A 14,987-nucleotide genomic window follows, 5' to 3' on the forward strand; every position below is an offset into this window, starting at 1 on the left:
CGACGCGTCGTCTCAGATCAACGAGAGAATGCGTTGGCCAGTCGATGTTCATCCCCTTTTCTTGCTGACCGCTCCTTCGGGCCGGCCTTAGCCTTGTTTCGTGTGGGTGACTGTTTTCCCGGGGCCGATGGTGCCGACGCATCCGCACGGTCTGTCGTGTCGTCATTCTGGGAAGCACGCTTTCCAAGACCGATCTTTTGCGCCACCTGACGTCGCATCTCCGTATAATTCGGCGCGACGGTCGGATATTCGTCAGGCAATCCCCATTTGGTCTTGTAGTCCTCAATGGTCATCCCGAAGGCAGCCGTGAGGTGACGCTTGAGTGATTTCAGCTGTTTCCCATCTTCCAGGCAGATGATGTAATCGGGAAAAACGGATTCCTTGATAGGGACGGCCGGTTGCTGTTTTTTCTCGACGGTCAGAACCGTGGGTGACGTCGCTTCCGCCAGTGCCTCGTCGACAGTTACGGATGGTTCTGTCTTTTCAGGAGGCAAGGGAGCATCGCTGGCTTTTCGGGATGCTGCCACTCCTGTCGTATTCGCCACGGGCTGATCTTCTGAAAGCGACGCATAAAGCCGGCGTACGAATTCCGGAAGCTGGTCGGTCTCCACTTTCGTCGTCGCAAGGTGCGCCGTTACGATCTGTGCCATCGCATTCAGACGACCGAGAATGATGTCCTTGTCGCTGCTCAATAGGGTAGTCCTCAATATAGGGGGTGACTCGTCATAAGCTTCGGAAAGCCTGTATTTCACCAACAGATTTGCGCCTTGTCGATTCAAGCACGGCTCACACCTTCGGAGCAACTTTTTGACGGTGTGTGACGCCAATCTTCGGCGCACCGAAAATACCGTTAATCTGCCGTCTTCGTTAGTGTATAGCGTGTCGGGTACAATCACGCGTCAGTTTTTAGTTCCACATACAGTAAAAACTCGCCTTATCCAAATATCGTATTGTCCTCGTTGTTGTTGACGAGCGTGCCCTGATACTCCCATTCACACTTAATATTTGGCCCGACCTGAAGTTTCGCGTTCGCGAAGTCAGTCATCGCTCTGGTCGCAATCGGTTTCTTTGGCCCCAGCGTCGTTTCTGACAATAAGGGGTTCAAGATTTCAGACCTAATACACTGATAAAACGCCAAATTTTTAGCCGTCTACGCCTCTGCCAGTTTGTATACGCTTTCGTACGCTCCAGTACGATGATCGCCGAATTTCTTGTTGCGATCTGGAAACGCGTGCCTCCTCTATTTGTCCCCGTTGCGGTCCGGAATGGCCGGGCCAGCTCGACAACGGGAATGACGATGCACAGCCATGCGACAACGAACGACGCAGCGGCACGTGGTTTTTCCATGCTGCGCACTGCTTTGGGAGGGGCCATCATAAGACAGCTCGCCGATCCGGCCGTTGTCGAGGTGATGCTCAATCCCGACGGCCGGCTCTGGATCGACCGGCTGTCCGAGGGACTGTCCGACACGGGTGATACGGTCGGCGCAGCCGATGCGGAACGCATCATACGTCTGGTCGCGCATCATGTCGGTGCGGAAGTCCACGAGGGAGCGCCCCGTGTCTCGGCGGAACTGCCGACGGGCGAGCGGTTCGAGGGATTGCTGCCGCCGGTCGTAACAGCGCCCAGTTTCGCGATCCGCAAGCCCGCCGTCGCGGTGTTCACGCTCGACGATTACGTTGAGGCAGGGATCATGACGGTCGCACAGGCGCGCTTCCTGCGTCACGCTGTTGCAGACCGGAAGAATATCCTGGTCGCGGGCGGAACCAGCACGGGCAAGACGACGCTGGTCAACGCCCTGTTGGTTGAGGTCGCGAAAACCGGGGATCGCGTGGTCCTGATCGAGGATACGCGCGAATTGCAATGCACAGCACCCAATCTCGTCGCCATGCGAACCCGTGAAGGGATCATCACGCTTTCCGACCTCGTTCGGTCCAGCCTTCGGTTGCGTCCGGACCGCATACCCATCGGGGAGGTGCGTGGCGCCGAGGCGCTCGACCTGCTCAAGGCGTGGGGCACCGGTCATCCCGGTGGTATCGGCACCCTGCACGCCGGATCGGTGCTGGCTGCCCTGTATCGTCTGGAACAGCTGATCCAGGAAGCCGTCGTTACGGTCCCGCGCGCTATGATCGCCGAAACCATCGACGTCATCGCGGTCCTATCCGGACGCGGTACTGTCCGCCGCCTGTCGGAACTCGCAACGGTGGACGGACTGGATCCGGCAACAGGCCTTTACCGCCTGACTTCATTTGATGTCCCGCCCAGCGAAGTGGGGCGTCCACACTCCTTCAACCTCTCCAGCATCGAGGACACACTCTGATGTCGCAGACCCTGTCCGCGCGCGTCATGACGCGCGCCCATACCAGTCGCCTGTCCCGTCTGACCAGCATGGCCGGCATCGCGCTGTTTGCAGCAACCTCCTCTGCCTGGGCATCCGGGTCCGGAATGCCTTGGGAGGAACCGCTCAACCAGATTCTGGAATCCATCCAGGGTCCGGTCGCGCGGATCGTCTCGGTGATCATCATTACCGTGACTGGCCTGACCCTGGCCTTCGGCGAAACCTCGGGAGGCTTCCGCCGCTTGATTCAGATCGTCTTCGGCCTGTCCATCGCTTTTGCGGCGTCCAGCTTCTTCCTGTCTTTCTTCTCCTTCTCCGGGGGAGCACTGATCTGATGGCGGGATATGACGACGACGCGGTGCCGGGCTTCCATGTCCCGGTGCATCGCTCCCTGACCGACCCGATCCTGCTGGGCGGCGCGCCACGGACGCTGGCGATTGCCAACGGCACGCTGGGGGCGGCGATCTCGCTGGGCCTGCGGCTCTGGCTGGTCGGCGCCGTGTTCTGGATCGTGGGACACAGCCTCGCGGTCTGGGGCGCAAAACGTGACCCGTTGTTTGTCGAAGTGGGGCGACGGCATCTCCGTTACCCCGCCTGGTTTCGGGCATGAGGAGGCTGGGCGATGATGTCTCTTGGTGAATACCGCAATCGTGCGGCACTTCTCTCGGATTACCTGCCCTGGGCCGCGCTGGTTGAGAAAGGCGTTGTTCTCAACAAGGATGGTTCCTTTCAGCGTACCGCGCGCATTCGTGGTCCGGACCTGGATTCCGCCACACCCGCCGAACTCGTCGGGGTGACTGGTCGCCTGAACAATGCGTTGCGCCGTCTGGGTTCCGGCTGGGCCGTGTTCGTGGAAGCGCAGCGCGTGCCGGCCACGATCTACCCGGAAAGCGATTTCCCCGACGCGGCCAGCCAGATGGTCGATCTGGAGCGTCGGGAGCAGTTCGAGGACGAAGGTGCGCATTTTGAGAGCCGGTATTTTCTCACGTTGGTCTGGCTGCCGCCTGCGGAATCTTCCGACCGGGCATCGCGCTTTCTCTATGAGGGCAGGGAGCGCGACGGACCGGATCCCCACGGCATCCTGAATGCCTTCATCGATCGCAGCGACAGGCTTCTGGCTTTGCTGGACGGGTTTATGCCGGAGGCTGCCTGGCTGAATGACGGCGAAACCCTGACCTATCTGCACAGCACCATTTCCACCCGAAACCAGCGTGTGCGGGTGCCCGAGATCCCGATGCACCTGGATGCCCTGCTGGTGGACCAGCCGCTGTCGGGGGGGCTGGAGCCAAAACTCGGTGAGGCCTTCCTCAAAACCCTGACGATCACCGGTTTTCCGTCGCGAACCTTTCCTGGAATCCTCGACGATCTGAACCGCCTTGCCATGCCTTATCGCTGGTCCACCCGCGCCATCCTGCTCGACAAGACGGATGCGACGAAGGTGCTGACGAAAATCCGCCGTCAGTGGTTCGCAAAACGCAAGAGTATCGCGTCCATTGTCCGCGAAGTGATGACGAACGAAGCTTCGGTTCTGGTGGATAACGACGCCGCCAATAAGGCAGCCGATGCCGACCTGGCCTTGCAGTCTCTAGGCGCGGATGATGTCGGGCAGGCCTACATCACCGCGACCATCACGGTGTGGGATGGCTCCGCATCCATTGCGACTGAAAAACTCCGACTTGTGGAAAAGATCATTCAGGGTCGTGACTTTACCTGCATGGCTGAGACTCTCAATGCGGTCGAAGCGTGGCTCGGCAGTCTGCCCGGTCATGTTTACGCCAATGTTCGGCTCCCCCCGGTCTCGACCCTGAATCTGGCGCATATGATTCCGCTCTCCGCCGTCTGGGCCGGTCCGGAGCAGGATGTCCATTTCAAGGCGCCCCCATTGCTCTATGGCAGGACGGCGGGAGCCACACCATTCCGGTTTTCGCTGCATGCCAGCGACGTTGGCCATACGCTGATCGCCGGACCAACAGGGGCAGGGAAGTCGGTGCTGCTGGCGCTGATGGCACTCCAGTTCCGGCGCTACGTGGGGTCGCAGATCTTCGCCTTCGATTTCGGCGGCTCCATGCGCGCCGCAACACTCGGCATGGGTGGGGACTGGCATGATCTCGGTGGCGGCCTGACGGATAGCGACGGGTTGGGCGTGGACGATTTTCCCGGCGTCTCGCTCCAGCCGCTGGCGCGGATCGACGATCCGGACGAACGGAAATGGGCCAGCGAATGGCTGGGCCAGATTTTTGTCAGTGAAGGCGTCGCGCTGACGCCGGAGGTGAAATCCTATCTCTGGTCGGCCCTGAATTCCCTCGCGTCCTCCCCAGAGGAGGAGCGGACCCTATCGGGCCTGGTCGCACTTCTTCAGTCCAACGCACTGAAACAGGCGCTCGCACCCTACTGCCTCGGCGGTCCCTACGGTCGCCTGCTTGATGCTGACACCGAGCGCCTGGGTGATGCCGATGTGGTGGTGTTCGAAACCGAGGGGCTGATCGGCTCCGGCGCCGCGTCTTCCGTGTTGTCCTACCTGTTCCACCGCATTGAAGGACGGCTGGACGGACGACCCACCCTGCTGGTGATCGACGAAGGCTGGCTCGTTCTCGATGACGGGAATTTTTCCGGCCAGTTGCGTGAATGGCTCAAGACGCTGCGGAAGAAGAACGCATCGGTGATTTTTGCCACGCAGTCCCTGTCCGATATCGCCAATTCCCCGATTGCGCCAGCGGTGGTGGAAAGCTGCCCAACGCGGATTTTCCTGCCCAATGAGCGCGCGATCGAGCCGCAGATTTTGGCCATCTATCGGGATTTCGGTCTCAACGACCGGCAGATCGCCATTATCGCCCGCGCGACGTCGAAGCGGGAATATTACTGCCAGACGCAACGCGGCAACCGTCTGTTCGAACTGGGGCTCGGGCCGGTCGCACTCGCCCTGTGCGCCGCGTCGGGCAAGGACGATCACAGGCTGATTGACGCCGTGCTGGCGGACCACGGGCGGGATGGCTTTCTCCCCGCATGGTTCGCGGCCCGTGGTGTCACATGGGCCGCGGATCTTCTGCGGGACGGAGGCGTGCCATGACGGAAAAATCTTTCCGTATCCGGGAAAAACGTTTCCGCTCCGGATGTGTCTTGGCTCTTGGCCTGATTTCATTTGCGTCCCTCCCGCCAGCCCATGCCCAATGGGCGGTGTATGACGGGGCCAATCACGTGCAGAGCATCCTGATTGCGGCACGCGAACTCCAGCAGATCGACAACCAGATCACATCACTCGCCAATCAGGCGCAGATGCTGGTCAACCAGGGTCGCAATCTCGCGAGCCTCCCGCTTTCGACATTGTCGACGCTGCAATCGACGGTTTCCCAGACCACTGCACTCCTGGCTCAGGCGCAGAACATCGCCTACAGCGTGCAGTCGGTCGAGCAGCAGTATCAGCAGTCCTACTCATCCGTCTCGTCCGGCATGTCTGACAGCACCCTGTTCAGCCAGGCGCAGACGCGGTGGCAGAATTCCGTGGGCGGGTTCGAGGACGCGCTGAAACTCCAGGCCCGGGTGGTGGGTAACATCCCGTCCGACAGTTCGGCCATGACGCAGCTTGTCTCCGCCAGCCAGAATTCTACGGGCGCGTTGCAGGCGGCGCAGGCCGGAAACCAGCTTATGGCCCTGCAATCGCGCCAGTTGTCCGACATCCAGGCGGAACTGGCCGCCAACGGTCGGGCTGCTGAACTGGAACGTGCCCGACAGGCTGCGAACGAAGCGGGGGCCGAGGCGCAATACCAGCATTTTGCGCAGTACGACGCCTATGTCCCCGAGGCGGTCTCTGTTCCCGGTTCGGGAGACTGATCGATGGACGCCAGCAATGTCGGCATTATCGACGGGTTCCTGAACACCTTCGAGACAACCATCGATTCCGGTTTTGGATTGCTGCGGGGCAGCGTCGTGTCCCTCGCCGGATCGCTCTCCGTCCTTGATATGCTGCTGGCAGGGCTGTTCTGGGCCTGGGCGGTGGACGAGGACATTGTCCAGCGTCTGGTCAAAAAGACGCTTTACGTCGGCTTCTTTGCCTTCATCATCAACCATTTCAGCCACCTGGCGAGTATCGTCTTCAACAGTTTCGCCGCGCTCGGTCTTAAAGCCGGTGGGGGAACGCTGACACTTGCCGATTTCATGCATCCGGGACGACTGGCCGCGACCGGCCTGTCCGCCGCACAACCGCTGCTCGATGCGGCCAGCAAATTGGCGTTCTCCTTTGGCGCAATTACCAGCATCGTGCAGATCCTCGTGCTGCTTCTGTGCTGGGTCATTGTGCTTGCGGCCTTCTTCATCCTCGCGGTGCAGCTCTTTGTCGCGATCGTCGAGTTCAAGCTCACCAGCCTCGCCGGCTTCGTGCTGATCCCGTTCGCCCTGTTCAACCGCACGGCCTTTCTGGCCGAGAAAGTTCTCGGGAATGTTGTCTCCTCCGGTGTGAAGATCATGGTGCTGGCGGTAATTTCCGCCATCGCCTCCGGCCTCTTCAAACAGTTCACGACCTCCTACGGGAACAGCGCGCCGACCATCGGGCAGGCGCTGTCGGTCGTACTGGCCTCACTCTGCATTGTCGGGCTCGCAATCTTCGGCGGCTCCCTCGCCAACGGCCTGATCTCGGGCGCGCCACAACTTGGCGCGGGTGCTGCCGTAGGCACCGGTATGGCGGTCGGCGCCATGGGAGCGGCGGCTGTCGCGGCCCCGGCTGCCATCGCGTCCGGTGGTGGGGCGGCTATGGCCGCGACGGCCGCTGCCGCACGCGGTGGGGCCGCTGCCGCGGGAGCGGCGTCGAGCGCTTATTCCGTGGGTGCCATGAGCGCTGCTGGCGGGAGTGCGGGAGCGCGCATGGCTGCCGGACTCGGTGGTGTCGCGCGTGCGCCGGGTGCTGCAGCCATGAACGCAGCAAAGAGCAGGGCGTCCGGCGCAGCAGCGTCCATGAAACAGAGTTACGGCGCCGGGGCTCGCAGCGCCTTCACCGCGACAGGGGGGCGCTTTACCGGCGGATCCGCATCCGATGCCACCTCAGGTGGGGGCGGTGGAGAGGCTGGTGGTTCGTCCGGCAGCGGCGGCGGCAATGGCGGCCCTCCCTCTGGTCCCGACAGCAAGCCCCCGCGCTGGGCACAAAAAATGAAGCGCCGCAATGCTGCGACCCACGCGGCCGAGGCGGCCCATGTCATCCGCTCCGCCGATGGCGGCGGCGGATCCGCATCCATCGATCTTTCGGAGAAACAATGATGTTCCGTCGCTCCACCACACGGTACGGGATTACGCCCGCGCCCGTGACACCCTATCAGCAGGCGGCCCAGATCTGGGACGAGCGGATCGGCTCCGCACGGGTGCAGGCCCGGAACTGGCGGCTGATGGCTTTTGGCAGTCTGTTCCTCTCGGCAGCACTCGGGGTCGGTCTGGTCTGGCAGTCCGCGCGTGGGACCATCGTGCCCTGGGTCGTGCAGGTCGACAAGCTTGGGCAGACACAGGTGATCGGCCCCGCGACCACGTCCTATGTCCCCACGGATCCGCAGGTGTCGTGGTATCTGGCGCGTTTCATTGAAGATGTGCGTGGCCTGTCCGCCGATCCGGTCGTTGTGCGGCAGAACTGGCTCCGGGCTTACGAGTTCACCATGATTTCCGGCGCACAGGCGCTGAACGACTATGCCCGCCTCAACGATCCGTTCTCGCGGATCGGTCATGAGCAGGTCGAAGTCGATGTGTCGTCGGTGATCCGCGCGTCGCCCGGCAGTTTCCGCGTTGCCTGGACCGAGCGGCATTATCGCGATGGCGCCTTCACCGGAACCGAACGCTGGACCGCCATCCTTACCGTCAAGGTCGTCACCCCGCGCACGGCCGATCGCCTGCGGAAAAATCCGCTCGGCATTTTCGTCACCGCCATCAACTGGTCGAAGGAACTCGGACAATGATCCGTATGGTCTTGCGCGCCCTGCCACTGGTGCTGCTTACCCTGTCCGCCTGCGCCGGACAGTATCATCCGCCCGCCATCCGCTATGATGACGCAGTGCGGGCGACACGCCTGCCCGATCCGCCCAAACCGGTGCAGGTGATCGAAGTCGCCCGGCCTCTGCCTTTGCCGGGACAATTGAAGCCGCTGCCGCCGCGCGGTCTGCGGACGCGGCATGTCGCTCCCGACGTCGCAGACCCGACCGTGCGCGTCGTCCAGGCCAATCTGGCCGCGCGGATCCAGCCGACGCGGGCGGGATTTATCAATGCCGTGCAGGTCTATCCCTACAGTCCCGGTGCGCTCTATCAGGTCTATGCCTCTCCCGGCGACATCACCGACATCATGCTCCAGCCCGGCGAGAAGCTGGTCGGCAGTGGACCGGTTGCGGCCGGTGACACCGTCCGCTGGGTGATCGGCGACACGTCAAGCGGCTCTGGGGCAGCCAAACGCGTTCACATCCTGGTCAAACCGACCCGCCCGGACCTCACGACCAATCTGATCGTCAACACCGATCGCCGGACCTATCTGGCGGAACTGCGCTCGACGCCCGCGACCTATATGGCGTCCGTGTCGTGGGACTACCCCGAGGACGATCTGATCGCGTTGCACCGGCAGGATGAGGCAGCAGAGGACGAGGCGCCCGTGGAGACCGGGCTGGATCTCGACGATCTGCATTTTCGCTATGCCATCCAGCCCGCGAAAGGGGGTGTCCCACCGTGGCTGCCTACGCGCGCCTTTGACGACGGACGGAAAGTTTATATCGCGTTTCCGAGCGGGATCGGGCAGGGGGATCTGCCACCTCTCTTCGTGCTGGGACCGGACGGCAATCCGGCGCTGGTCAATTATCGCGTCCGTCAGAACTGGATGATCGTCGACCGGCTGTTCGCCGCAGCCGAACTGCGCCTCGGCGACAAGACCAGCGAGCAGCGCGTGCGCATCGTCCGCACGGACGGGCGGCCGTCATGAGCGAGGAGAGAGAAGAGGGGGCAGGACCGGACACGGCTCCACGTCCTGACCAGAATGCTCCGTCCAGTGGGGGAAGCCCGGCGCCACCCGATCTGCGCCTGCGTGCCGAGCGGCCGCGCGTGGTGCGCCTGTCGCGGACCGTGATCTGGTCACTCGGGGGAACCGGCGTCATCGCCGTGGCGTTCGCCCTTGGCTATGCTCTGGAAGCCAGCCATCGACCACCAGCGACGCCAGCCGGTTCGGAGAATGCGTCACCGCCATCCGCGGCAGGTCTGGACAACCTGCCGAAAGATTATACGGGTGTGCCGAAACTGGGGCCAGCACTGCCCGGTGATCTGGGACGGCCGATCCTGCACGCGCAGCAGCAGGGCAAGTCAGTCCCCACCAACGCCATCGGCAATGAGGATGCGCGCCGGGCACAGCAGGAGATTGACGCCGCTATTGGCAGCAAGCTTTTCGCCGCTGTCGAGGCGCGAGACCAGCATGACGGGCAGCCGGTTCAGACGGTAGCCTCAGCGTCATCCGGTCAGACGCAGGGAACTCCGGATTCAGGGGCACAGGCTGGAAACCGTGCCTTCCTCGCGGGCCAGCCCGATCGGCAGACCATCAGTCCTGACCGGATCATGCCGCTCGCCTCGCCTTATATAGTGCAGGCGGGAACCGTGATTGCCGGGGCGCTGAATACGAAAATCAGTTCCGATCTGCCTGGCCAGATCGTCGGCCATGTCACGCAGAACGTTTATGACAGCCCGACCGGGCGCTATCTCCTGATCCCGCAGGGGAGTACGCTGTTTGGCGCCTATAACAGCGGCATCTCCTTCGGGCAGCAGCGCACCCAGATCATCTGGACCCGACTGATCTTCCCGGACGGCGAGAGCCTCGTGCTGGAGAAGCTGCCGGGTGCGGACGCGATCGGCCAGTCCGGCCTGTCCGACGAGGTGAACAACCACTGGGGCCAGTTGTTCAAGGCCGCGCTGGTGACAACGCTGCTCAGTGTCGGGTCGGAAGCCGGAACAAGCCAGAGCGAGAACAATCTGGCTCAGGCCATTCGCAGCGGGGCCAGCAACGGGTTCTCTCAGGTGGGCTACCGGCTGGTCGACCGTTCCCTCGATATTCAACCGACCCTCACCGATCGCCCCGGCCTTCCGTTCACCCTTCTGCTGGGGCGTGATCTCATTCTCAAACCCTATATCGCGAAAGGAGACCGTCAGAATGGATAAGCTTCGCATTACCGCTATACCCGACAATCGCCCGGTCCGGATGACGATCGCGTTTCCCGCGGAAATTCACCGTGACCTTCTCCTCTATGCCCGCTTTCTCGCAGAAGAAAGCGGTGGAGACGCCACTGTCGGCAAGAATCCCGCGCGTCTGGTTCCCATCATGGTTGCCCGGTTCATCGAACGTGACCGCGTGTTTCTGAAGAAAAGGAAGGAGCAAAGCGAAAAGCAGTGAGAACCGGATTTGAATAAACGGACTGTTCCGTATTGTAACGTTTGGGCAAGACATGCCATGATCGCCTCGTTCATTCCCGGTGTGGGGGATCACAATGATGGACGAGGCGGCAACCGCATTTCACGAAGGCGAACGGCGTGCGCAGGCACTGGCTGACGTTGCAGCACCTTCGAGCGCCTTCATCCGCCCCTACATGACGGAGCAGCATCGCACTTTCTTTGCATCGCTGCCTTACGTCGTGCTGGGTGCGCTGTCTCCCGATGGATGGCCGGCGGCCACCATTGCAACCGGACTGCCAGGCTTTCTGTCCAGCCCGGACGACACCGTTCTCCGGCTTGCCTGGTACCCGATGGTCGGTGATCCTGCGGTGGAAGCGATCGCCCCGGGACGTCCTTTTGCTGTCCTCGGCATCGAGTTCCCGACACGACGACGCAACCGCGCCAATGGTGTCATCCTGTCCAGCGACGCGGACAGCATCCAGGTGTGCGTTCGACAAAGCTTTGGTAATTGCCCAAAATATATCCGCATCCGTGAAAGCAGACCGGTGCATCGTATACCCGGTAACGTGGAAAGATTAGTCACACTCGATGAGGAGGCACGTGACCTCATCACGAGCGCGACCACGTTCTTCGTTGCGTCCTACGCGCCGTCTGGTGCCCATGGTGGCATGGATGTCTCGCATCGCGGCGGCCCGGCCGGGTCTGTCCACGTCGAGGGCGATGTGCTGACTGTCCCGGATTATTCCGGTAACCGCTATTTTAATACATTCGGGAACTTCCTGGAGAACCCGCGAGCCGGCCTTCTCTTTATCAATTTCAAGAACGGCGACCTTTTGCATCTGACGGGTGAGGCAACCGTCTCATGGAGCAACGGTGGACGTTCCTTCGATGTGCGTATTCGTGAGGTGATCCGGCGTAGGGCAGCTCTTCCGCTGGACTGGACAGAGGGACCTGAAATCACGGCCGTGTCTCCAGGTCTCAACGCATGACGGCAAGCCGTGTCCATCGCCCGTATGTCGTGGAGCGTGTGCTCGCCTGGGCGTCACTTGGTCTGCCACCGCTTTTCTGGGCGGGAAACTTCATTGTAAGCCGCGCGGTGCGCGATCTGACCGCGCCCCTGACTCTGTTGACCACAGGCTGGGTAATCGCCTTTGTCTGCCTCTTGCCATTTGCGGTCTCTATAATGCGTCGTGATACGCCACTCTACTGGCGTGAGATCTGTCTACAGACGCGCGATGCTGAGCGACTTGTATAATCGGGATCAAAGCGTAACATTTCGAATGTTACAAAAACGGTTTGCTCCGTGACCTCCCATGATCAGGGCCGATAGTCGGAGATCTTTGCAAGGCCGGTCATTATCCATGACGCTGCGTCGGAGAGCATGGGAGGTATCATCCTGGTCCTTGAGCATCAGCACGGTCTCTGGGCAGACCGAGGCGATTAACGCACTCATCAAGTTGCTGCGAGACCATCAGAACACGCCACCAAAGCGCGCACTTATGAAGAAGGTATCGTTCTGGTGTGGCAGGCGATTTCCGCTGGCGCTGCTCCGACGCTTTTACATAATTGTGGAACCTTTTAATTTGTAGCTGACACTTCATTCTGGTCGCGCAATAGGGTCCGTATTTCGGAAAATATTCCGGATTTGATATTGAACCGATCTGTATTGCTCACGATGAAAGCGAGTTGTTCTGCTCTTATCTCGGGGGGCGTCATGTAACCGGCTTGCTCGCATCTCATTGCCAGCGCACTTAGTTCGGGAAATTGGCTAATGTTCGGTTGCGCGAGCATTCGCCGCGACAGATCTGTATCCATTGTACACAATCCTATGATTATGAAAAATGTTGCAGGATTTTCTTGAGCATAGACACCTGCCATTGCGGTTAGCGCGGCTTTGGAAACAGAATACGGAAGCATACCAGCCCGGAAACGCTGCCCTGCTATTGAAGCGGAAAAAACACATTTCTCTGGCAAGGCAGCGAGTTTTATAAAACCATCCAGACAGAGCTTGATGCTATAGGTATTAACCATGCAAACACGCTCGAGGTCTTCCAGGGAACAGTCTTCCGCGCGCACAGGTATATCTCCGCTTATCCCGGCATTGAAATATACGGTGGTCAAGGGTTCTCTTGTCAACGAAGGAAGATTGTCTGCAATGAAGCGTTGAACAGAAGAGCGATCGCCGAGATCTACAGGGAAGAACTCAAAGTTCTTGAATGTTCTCAAGTCTTCTGGATGTTTTCTTGAAATACCGACAACGTGAATACCTCTTTCGAGATAGTGTTTCGCGAGTGCATGACCGATCCCTTTATGAACTCCGGTGATGAATATACGATCGGATGAGTTAGAATTTTCCACTGGAATAGCCTCCATCAATCGGCAGAACTGTTCCGGTCATATAAGAAGCGTCGTCACTTAGGAGCCATAGCACGAGGGCAGCAATCTCCTTCGGGTCAGCAAAACGCTTCATTGCGGTTACAGCCAGTTTCTGGCGGGTGCCTTCAGGATTTGCCCGTAACCGTTCCTCAGTGTTCATTCCACCCAGGATCGGACCAGGGCATATGGCATTTATTCGAATTGCATGCTGATCCTGCTGCTCCTGTGCGTTCTCCAAAGCTGCAACCTGGCTCAACATATTCAACGCTGCCTTGCTAACGGAGTAAGCACTCTGGTTGGCTACACCAAGCAATCCCGCACACGACGAAACGTTGACGATCGATGCTCCGGCATGCCGCCGCATGACACCAATTTCAGCTTTCATCAGATACAATGCGGCCAGAAGATTCGTGTCCATGACATCCCTCCAGGCGTTTATGTCGGTATCGGCAACCGACATGCGTTTGGTAGTGATCCCTACATTGTTCACGGCCCATGATAGGTGGTCACACTCCGCCTGAACTCTAGCGACCAACGCTTCGACTTCGACTGGATTACGGACGTCTGCTCTGAAAAAAGTGACGCCGAGATCCTGTTCGAGTTGCTTACCAGCCTCTTCGTTCCGACCTGATACGAAGACGCGATGGCCCCTTCCGACAAGTTCCTGTGTAATGATAAGTCCGAGACCACGAGTGCCGCCTGCAACCAGAACGGTTTTGGAAGATGATGTCATTGTCTGCTCTCCTCGTATTTTCTCTGAAGTTGCTCTGGTCGGCGATAGGACGGATTGACACAACAATACACCCGCGTTGCCTGTTCCTCGCGCTTGTCGCGGAAGCAAAAGGCATCCCCTTTGCATTGTTGAGGATTGAAACCCGATAAATCGGCATTGACCAGATTGGGATTGGCTAGGGCAGCGCGCGCAAATCCGATAAAATCAGCATCACCTGATTCCAGAATGGCTTCAGCTTGCAACAAACTTGTCAGCGAACCCGTAAACCCCATAGGTATCGGGGTGTTTCGTTTCAGGAGCCTTACTGCCTTGCGCAGGCAGGCAATTGTATCGTCCGGGGAGGAAAAGAACTTTGAAAAAGTTTCCGCGATCCCGACCGAGCACGCTATCGCACTCGCTCCGGCCTCCGCTACCGCAGGCACGACGTCTCCCAGTAGCTCGGGAAGCTGGCCATCCTCACCAAGGCCGTCGTCAACTCCTATTCGTACGGTAACGTCAACATCGTCGGGTAAAACCCGCCGTAGTTTTCGAACGAGTTCCACTAGAAATCGAGCCCGTCGAAGTGGCGTTCCTCCCCATTCATCATCCCGGATATTAGTCGCGGGTGAGAGGAAACTGCTTATAAGATATCCGTTCGACGCTTGTATCTGGATGAGGCGACATCCCGCGCCGACAGCGTATCGAGCGCTAGTCAGAAATAAATCGATAATATGCCATATATCGCCTTCAGACATGATCCTCGCTTGTGTCTGAGGAACACGACGCCGCGTGGACGAGGATATATGTCCGCTTGGCGTCAGGAGTGGAGCTTCAGGGCTTCGCGGGATTCCTTGCGCTCCGTAATGCTGCAGTTGAACGCCTAATGGAACGTTGAGATGACGCGAAAGCTCAAAAAGGGGAGACAGTTTTTCAGCCTGACCTGATGCCACGAGCGTGTGTCCGCGTTGGTTGTATCCAACTGACGTATCAACTGACGAATTCCCCATGAAGCCAAAACCGAACCCCCCTTTGAGAAAACGTGTATATTGGGACAGAAATTCATCGCCGGTAAGCTCCCGGCGACTGACGCCTTGCTGAATACTTCTGGTCTGGTTCAGCTATGAAGCATGAACGATTTAAGAGATAGGGACGCGGTACTACCTGCGAGTGTCGCAGGTA

General features: G+C 59.7%; 16 protein-coding genes. 12 read left to right on the forward strand and 4 right to left on the reverse strand.

From position 1 onward, the window contains the following. Positions 1–17: 17 nt before the first annotated feature. Positions 18–896 carry a MucR family transcriptional regulator gene (locus GOB87_RS11275; RefSeq protein ID WP_408737138.1) on the reverse strand — a complete coding sequence of 293 codons (879 nt, stop codon included), beginning with the start codon at positions 894–896 and terminating at the stop codon, positions 18–20. Positions 897–1,297: 401 nt separating this feature from the next. On the opposite strand from GOB87_RS11275, the gene trbB reads away from it, so the two are divergent. From trbB to GOB87_RS11335, 12 genes are all read left to right on the forward strand, one after another. After that, positions 1,298–2,320 carry a P-type conjugative transfer ATPase TrbB gene (gene trbB / locus GOB87_RS11280; protein WP_086898811.1) on the forward strand — a complete coding sequence of 341 codons (1,023 nt, stop codon included), beginning with the start codon at positions 1,298–1,300 and terminating at the stop codon, positions 2,318–2,320. Further along, positions 2,320–2,673 carry a TrbC/VirB2 family protein gene (locus tag GOB87_RS11285; RefSeq protein WP_173572147.1) on the forward strand — a complete coding sequence of 118 codons (354 nt, stop codon included), beginning with the start codon at positions 2,320–2,322 and terminating at the stop codon, positions 2,671–2,673. Before trbB ends, GOB87_RS11285 begins: the two co-directional genes overlap by 1 nt. Then, positions 2,673–2,948 carry a VirB3 family type IV secretion system protein gene (locus GOB87_RS11290; protein ID WP_089179097.1) on the forward strand — a complete coding sequence of 92 codons (276 nt, stop codon included), beginning with the start codon at positions 2,673–2,675 and terminating at the stop codon, positions 2,946–2,948. The genes GOB87_RS11285 and GOB87_RS11290 overlap by 1 nt, the downstream gene beginning before the upstream one ends. A gap of 12 nt (positions 2,949–2,960) precedes the next feature. After that, entirely contained in the window at positions 2,961–5,405 is a 2,445-nt protein-coding gene (trbE, locus tag GOB87_RS11295; RefSeq protein WP_166316683.1) for a conjugal transfer protein TrbE, read from the forward strand. Next, on the forward strand, positions 5,402–6,166 hold the full coding sequence (gene trbJ, locus GOB87_RS11300) for a P-type conjugative transfer protein TrbJ (RefSeq protein ID WP_166316686.1): 765 nt from the start codon (positions 5,402–5,404) through the stop codon (positions 6,164–6,166). Before trbE ends, trbJ begins: the two co-directional genes overlap by 4 nt. Before the next feature lie 3 nt (positions 6,167–6,169). After that, positions 6,170–7,582 (forward strand): P-type conjugative transfer protein TrbL, encoded by a 1,413-nt coding sequence (gene trbL, locus GOB87_RS11305; RefSeq protein WP_166316689.1) that lies wholly within the window; start codon positions 6,170–6,172, stop codon positions 7,580–7,582. Beyond that, positions 7,582–8,265, forward strand: coding sequence for a conjugal transfer protein TrbF (trbF, locus tag GOB87_RS11310; protein WP_166316707.1), 684 nt, complete (start codon positions 7,582–7,584; stop codon positions 8,263–8,265). Before trbL ends, trbF begins: the two co-directional genes overlap by 1 nt. Beyond that, entirely contained in the window at positions 8,262–9,269 is a 1,008-nt protein-coding gene (gene trbG, locus GOB87_RS11315; RefSeq protein ID WP_166316692.1) for a P-type conjugative transfer protein TrbG, read from the forward strand. Before trbF ends, trbG begins: the two co-directional genes overlap by 4 nt. Then, positions 9,266–10,489 (forward strand): TrbI/VirB10 family protein, encoded by a 1,224-nt coding sequence (locus GOB87_RS11320; RefSeq protein WP_176373140.1) that lies wholly within the window; start codon positions 9,266–9,268, stop codon positions 10,487–10,489. The genes trbG and GOB87_RS11320 overlap by 4 nt, the downstream gene beginning before the upstream one ends. Then, complete coding sequence (locus tag GOB87_RS11325; RefSeq protein WP_086898505.1) at positions 10,482–10,721, forward strand: DUF2274 domain-containing protein; 240 nt, start codon at positions 10,482–10,484, stop codon at positions 10,719–10,721. Before GOB87_RS11320 ends, GOB87_RS11325 begins: the two co-directional genes overlap by 8 nt. Positions 10,722–10,818: 97 nt before the next feature. Continuing rightward, a complete protein-coding gene (locus GOB87_RS11330) occupies positions 10,819–11,709 on the forward strand; it encodes a pyridoxamine 5'-phosphate oxidase family protein (protein ID WP_166316695.1) in 891 nt (296 codons plus the stop codon). Next, positions 11,706–11,975, forward strand: a complete 270-nt coding sequence (locus GOB87_RS11335; protein ID WP_194303331.1) for a hypothetical protein — start codon at positions 11,706–11,708, stop codon at positions 11,973–11,975. The genes GOB87_RS11330 and GOB87_RS11335 overlap by 4 nt, the downstream gene beginning before the upstream one ends. 323 nt (positions 11,976–12,298) lie before the next feature. Here GOB87_RS11335 and GOB87_RS11340 read toward each other — a convergent pair whose 3' ends face one another. From GOB87_RS11340 to GOB87_RS11350, 3 genes are read right to left on the reverse strand one after another with little or no spacing between them, the layout of a single operon-like run. After that, positions 12,299–13,078: an SDR family oxidoreductase gene (locus tag GOB87_RS11340; protein WP_166316698.1), complete on the reverse strand. Its 780-nt coding sequence runs from the start codon at positions 13,076–13,078 to the stop codon at positions 12,299–12,301. Next, positions 13,065–13,829 carry an SDR family NAD(P)-dependent oxidoreductase gene (locus GOB87_RS11345; RefSeq protein WP_166316701.1) on the reverse strand — a complete coding sequence of 255 codons (765 nt, stop codon included), beginning with the start codon at positions 13,827–13,829 and terminating at the stop codon, positions 13,065–13,067. The genes GOB87_RS11340 and GOB87_RS11345 overlap by 14 nt, the downstream gene beginning before the upstream one ends. Next, entirely contained in the window at positions 13,826–14,815 is a 990-nt protein-coding gene (locus GOB87_RS11350; RefSeq protein WP_242006329.1) for an oxidoreductase, read from the reverse strand. The genes GOB87_RS11345 and GOB87_RS11350 overlap by 4 nt, the downstream gene beginning before the upstream one ends. Positions 14,816–14,987 lie beyond the last annotated feature (172 nt).

The sequence above is a fragment of the Acetobacter estunensis genome (assembly GCF_011516945.1).
In the GTDB taxonomy this organism is placed as follows: domain Bacteria; phylum Pseudomonadota; class Alphaproteobacteria; order Acetobacterales; family Acetobacteraceae; genus Acetobacter; species Acetobacter estunensis.

Coding starts and splice junctions, on each gene's coding strand:
- GOB87_RS11290 (WP_089179097.1), top strand. CDS start 2,673: ATGGCGGGATATGACGACGACGCGGTGCCGGGCTTCCATGTCCCGGTG.
- GOB87_RS11325 (WP_086898505.1), top strand. CDS start 10,482: ATGGATAAGCTTCGCATTACCGCTATACCCGACAATCGCCCGGTCCGG.
- trbF (WP_166316707.1), top strand. CDS start 7,582: ATGTTCCGTCGCTCCACCACACGGTACGGGATTACGCCCGCGCCCGTG.
- GOB87_RS11330 (WP_166316695.1), top strand. CDS start 10,819: ATGGACGAGGCGGCAACCGCATTTCACGAAGGCGAACGGCGTGCGCAG.
- GOB87_RS11320 (WP_176373140.1), top strand. CDS start 9,266: ATGAGCGAGGAGAGAGAAGAGGGGGCAGGACCGGACACGGCTCCACGT.
- GOB87_RS11335 (WP_194303331.1), top strand. CDS start 11,706: ATGACGGCAAGCCGTGTCCATCGCCCGTATGTCGTGGAGCGTGTGCTC.
- trbE (WP_166316683.1), top strand. CDS start 2,961: ATGATGTCTCTTGGTGAATACCGCAATCGTGCGGCACTTCTCTCGGAT.
- trbB (WP_086898811.1), top strand. CDS start 1,298: ATGCACAGCCATGCGACAACGAACGACGCAGCGGCACGTGGTTTTTCC.
- trbJ (WP_166316686.1), top strand. CDS start 5,402: ATGACGGAAAAATCTTTCCGTATCCGGGAAAAACGTTTCCGCTCCGGA.
- GOB87_RS11285 (WP_173572147.1), top strand. CDS start 2,320: ATGTCGCAGACCCTGTCCGCGCGCGTCATGACGCGCGCCCATACCAGT.
- trbG (WP_166316692.1), top strand. CDS start 8,262: ATGATCCGTATGGTCTTGCGCGCCCTGCCACTGGTGCTGCTTACCCTG.
- GOB87_RS11345 (WP_166316701.1), bottom strand. CDS start 13,829: ATGACATCATCTTCCAAAACCGTTCTGGTTGCAGGCGGCACTCGTGGT.
- trbL (WP_166316689.1), top strand. CDS start 6,170: ATGGACGCCAGCAATGTCGGCATTATCGACGGGTTCCTGAACACCTTC.
- GOB87_RS11350 (WP_242006329.1), bottom strand. CDS start 14,815: ATGGGGAATTCGTCAGTTGATACGTCAGTTGGATACAACCAACGCGGA.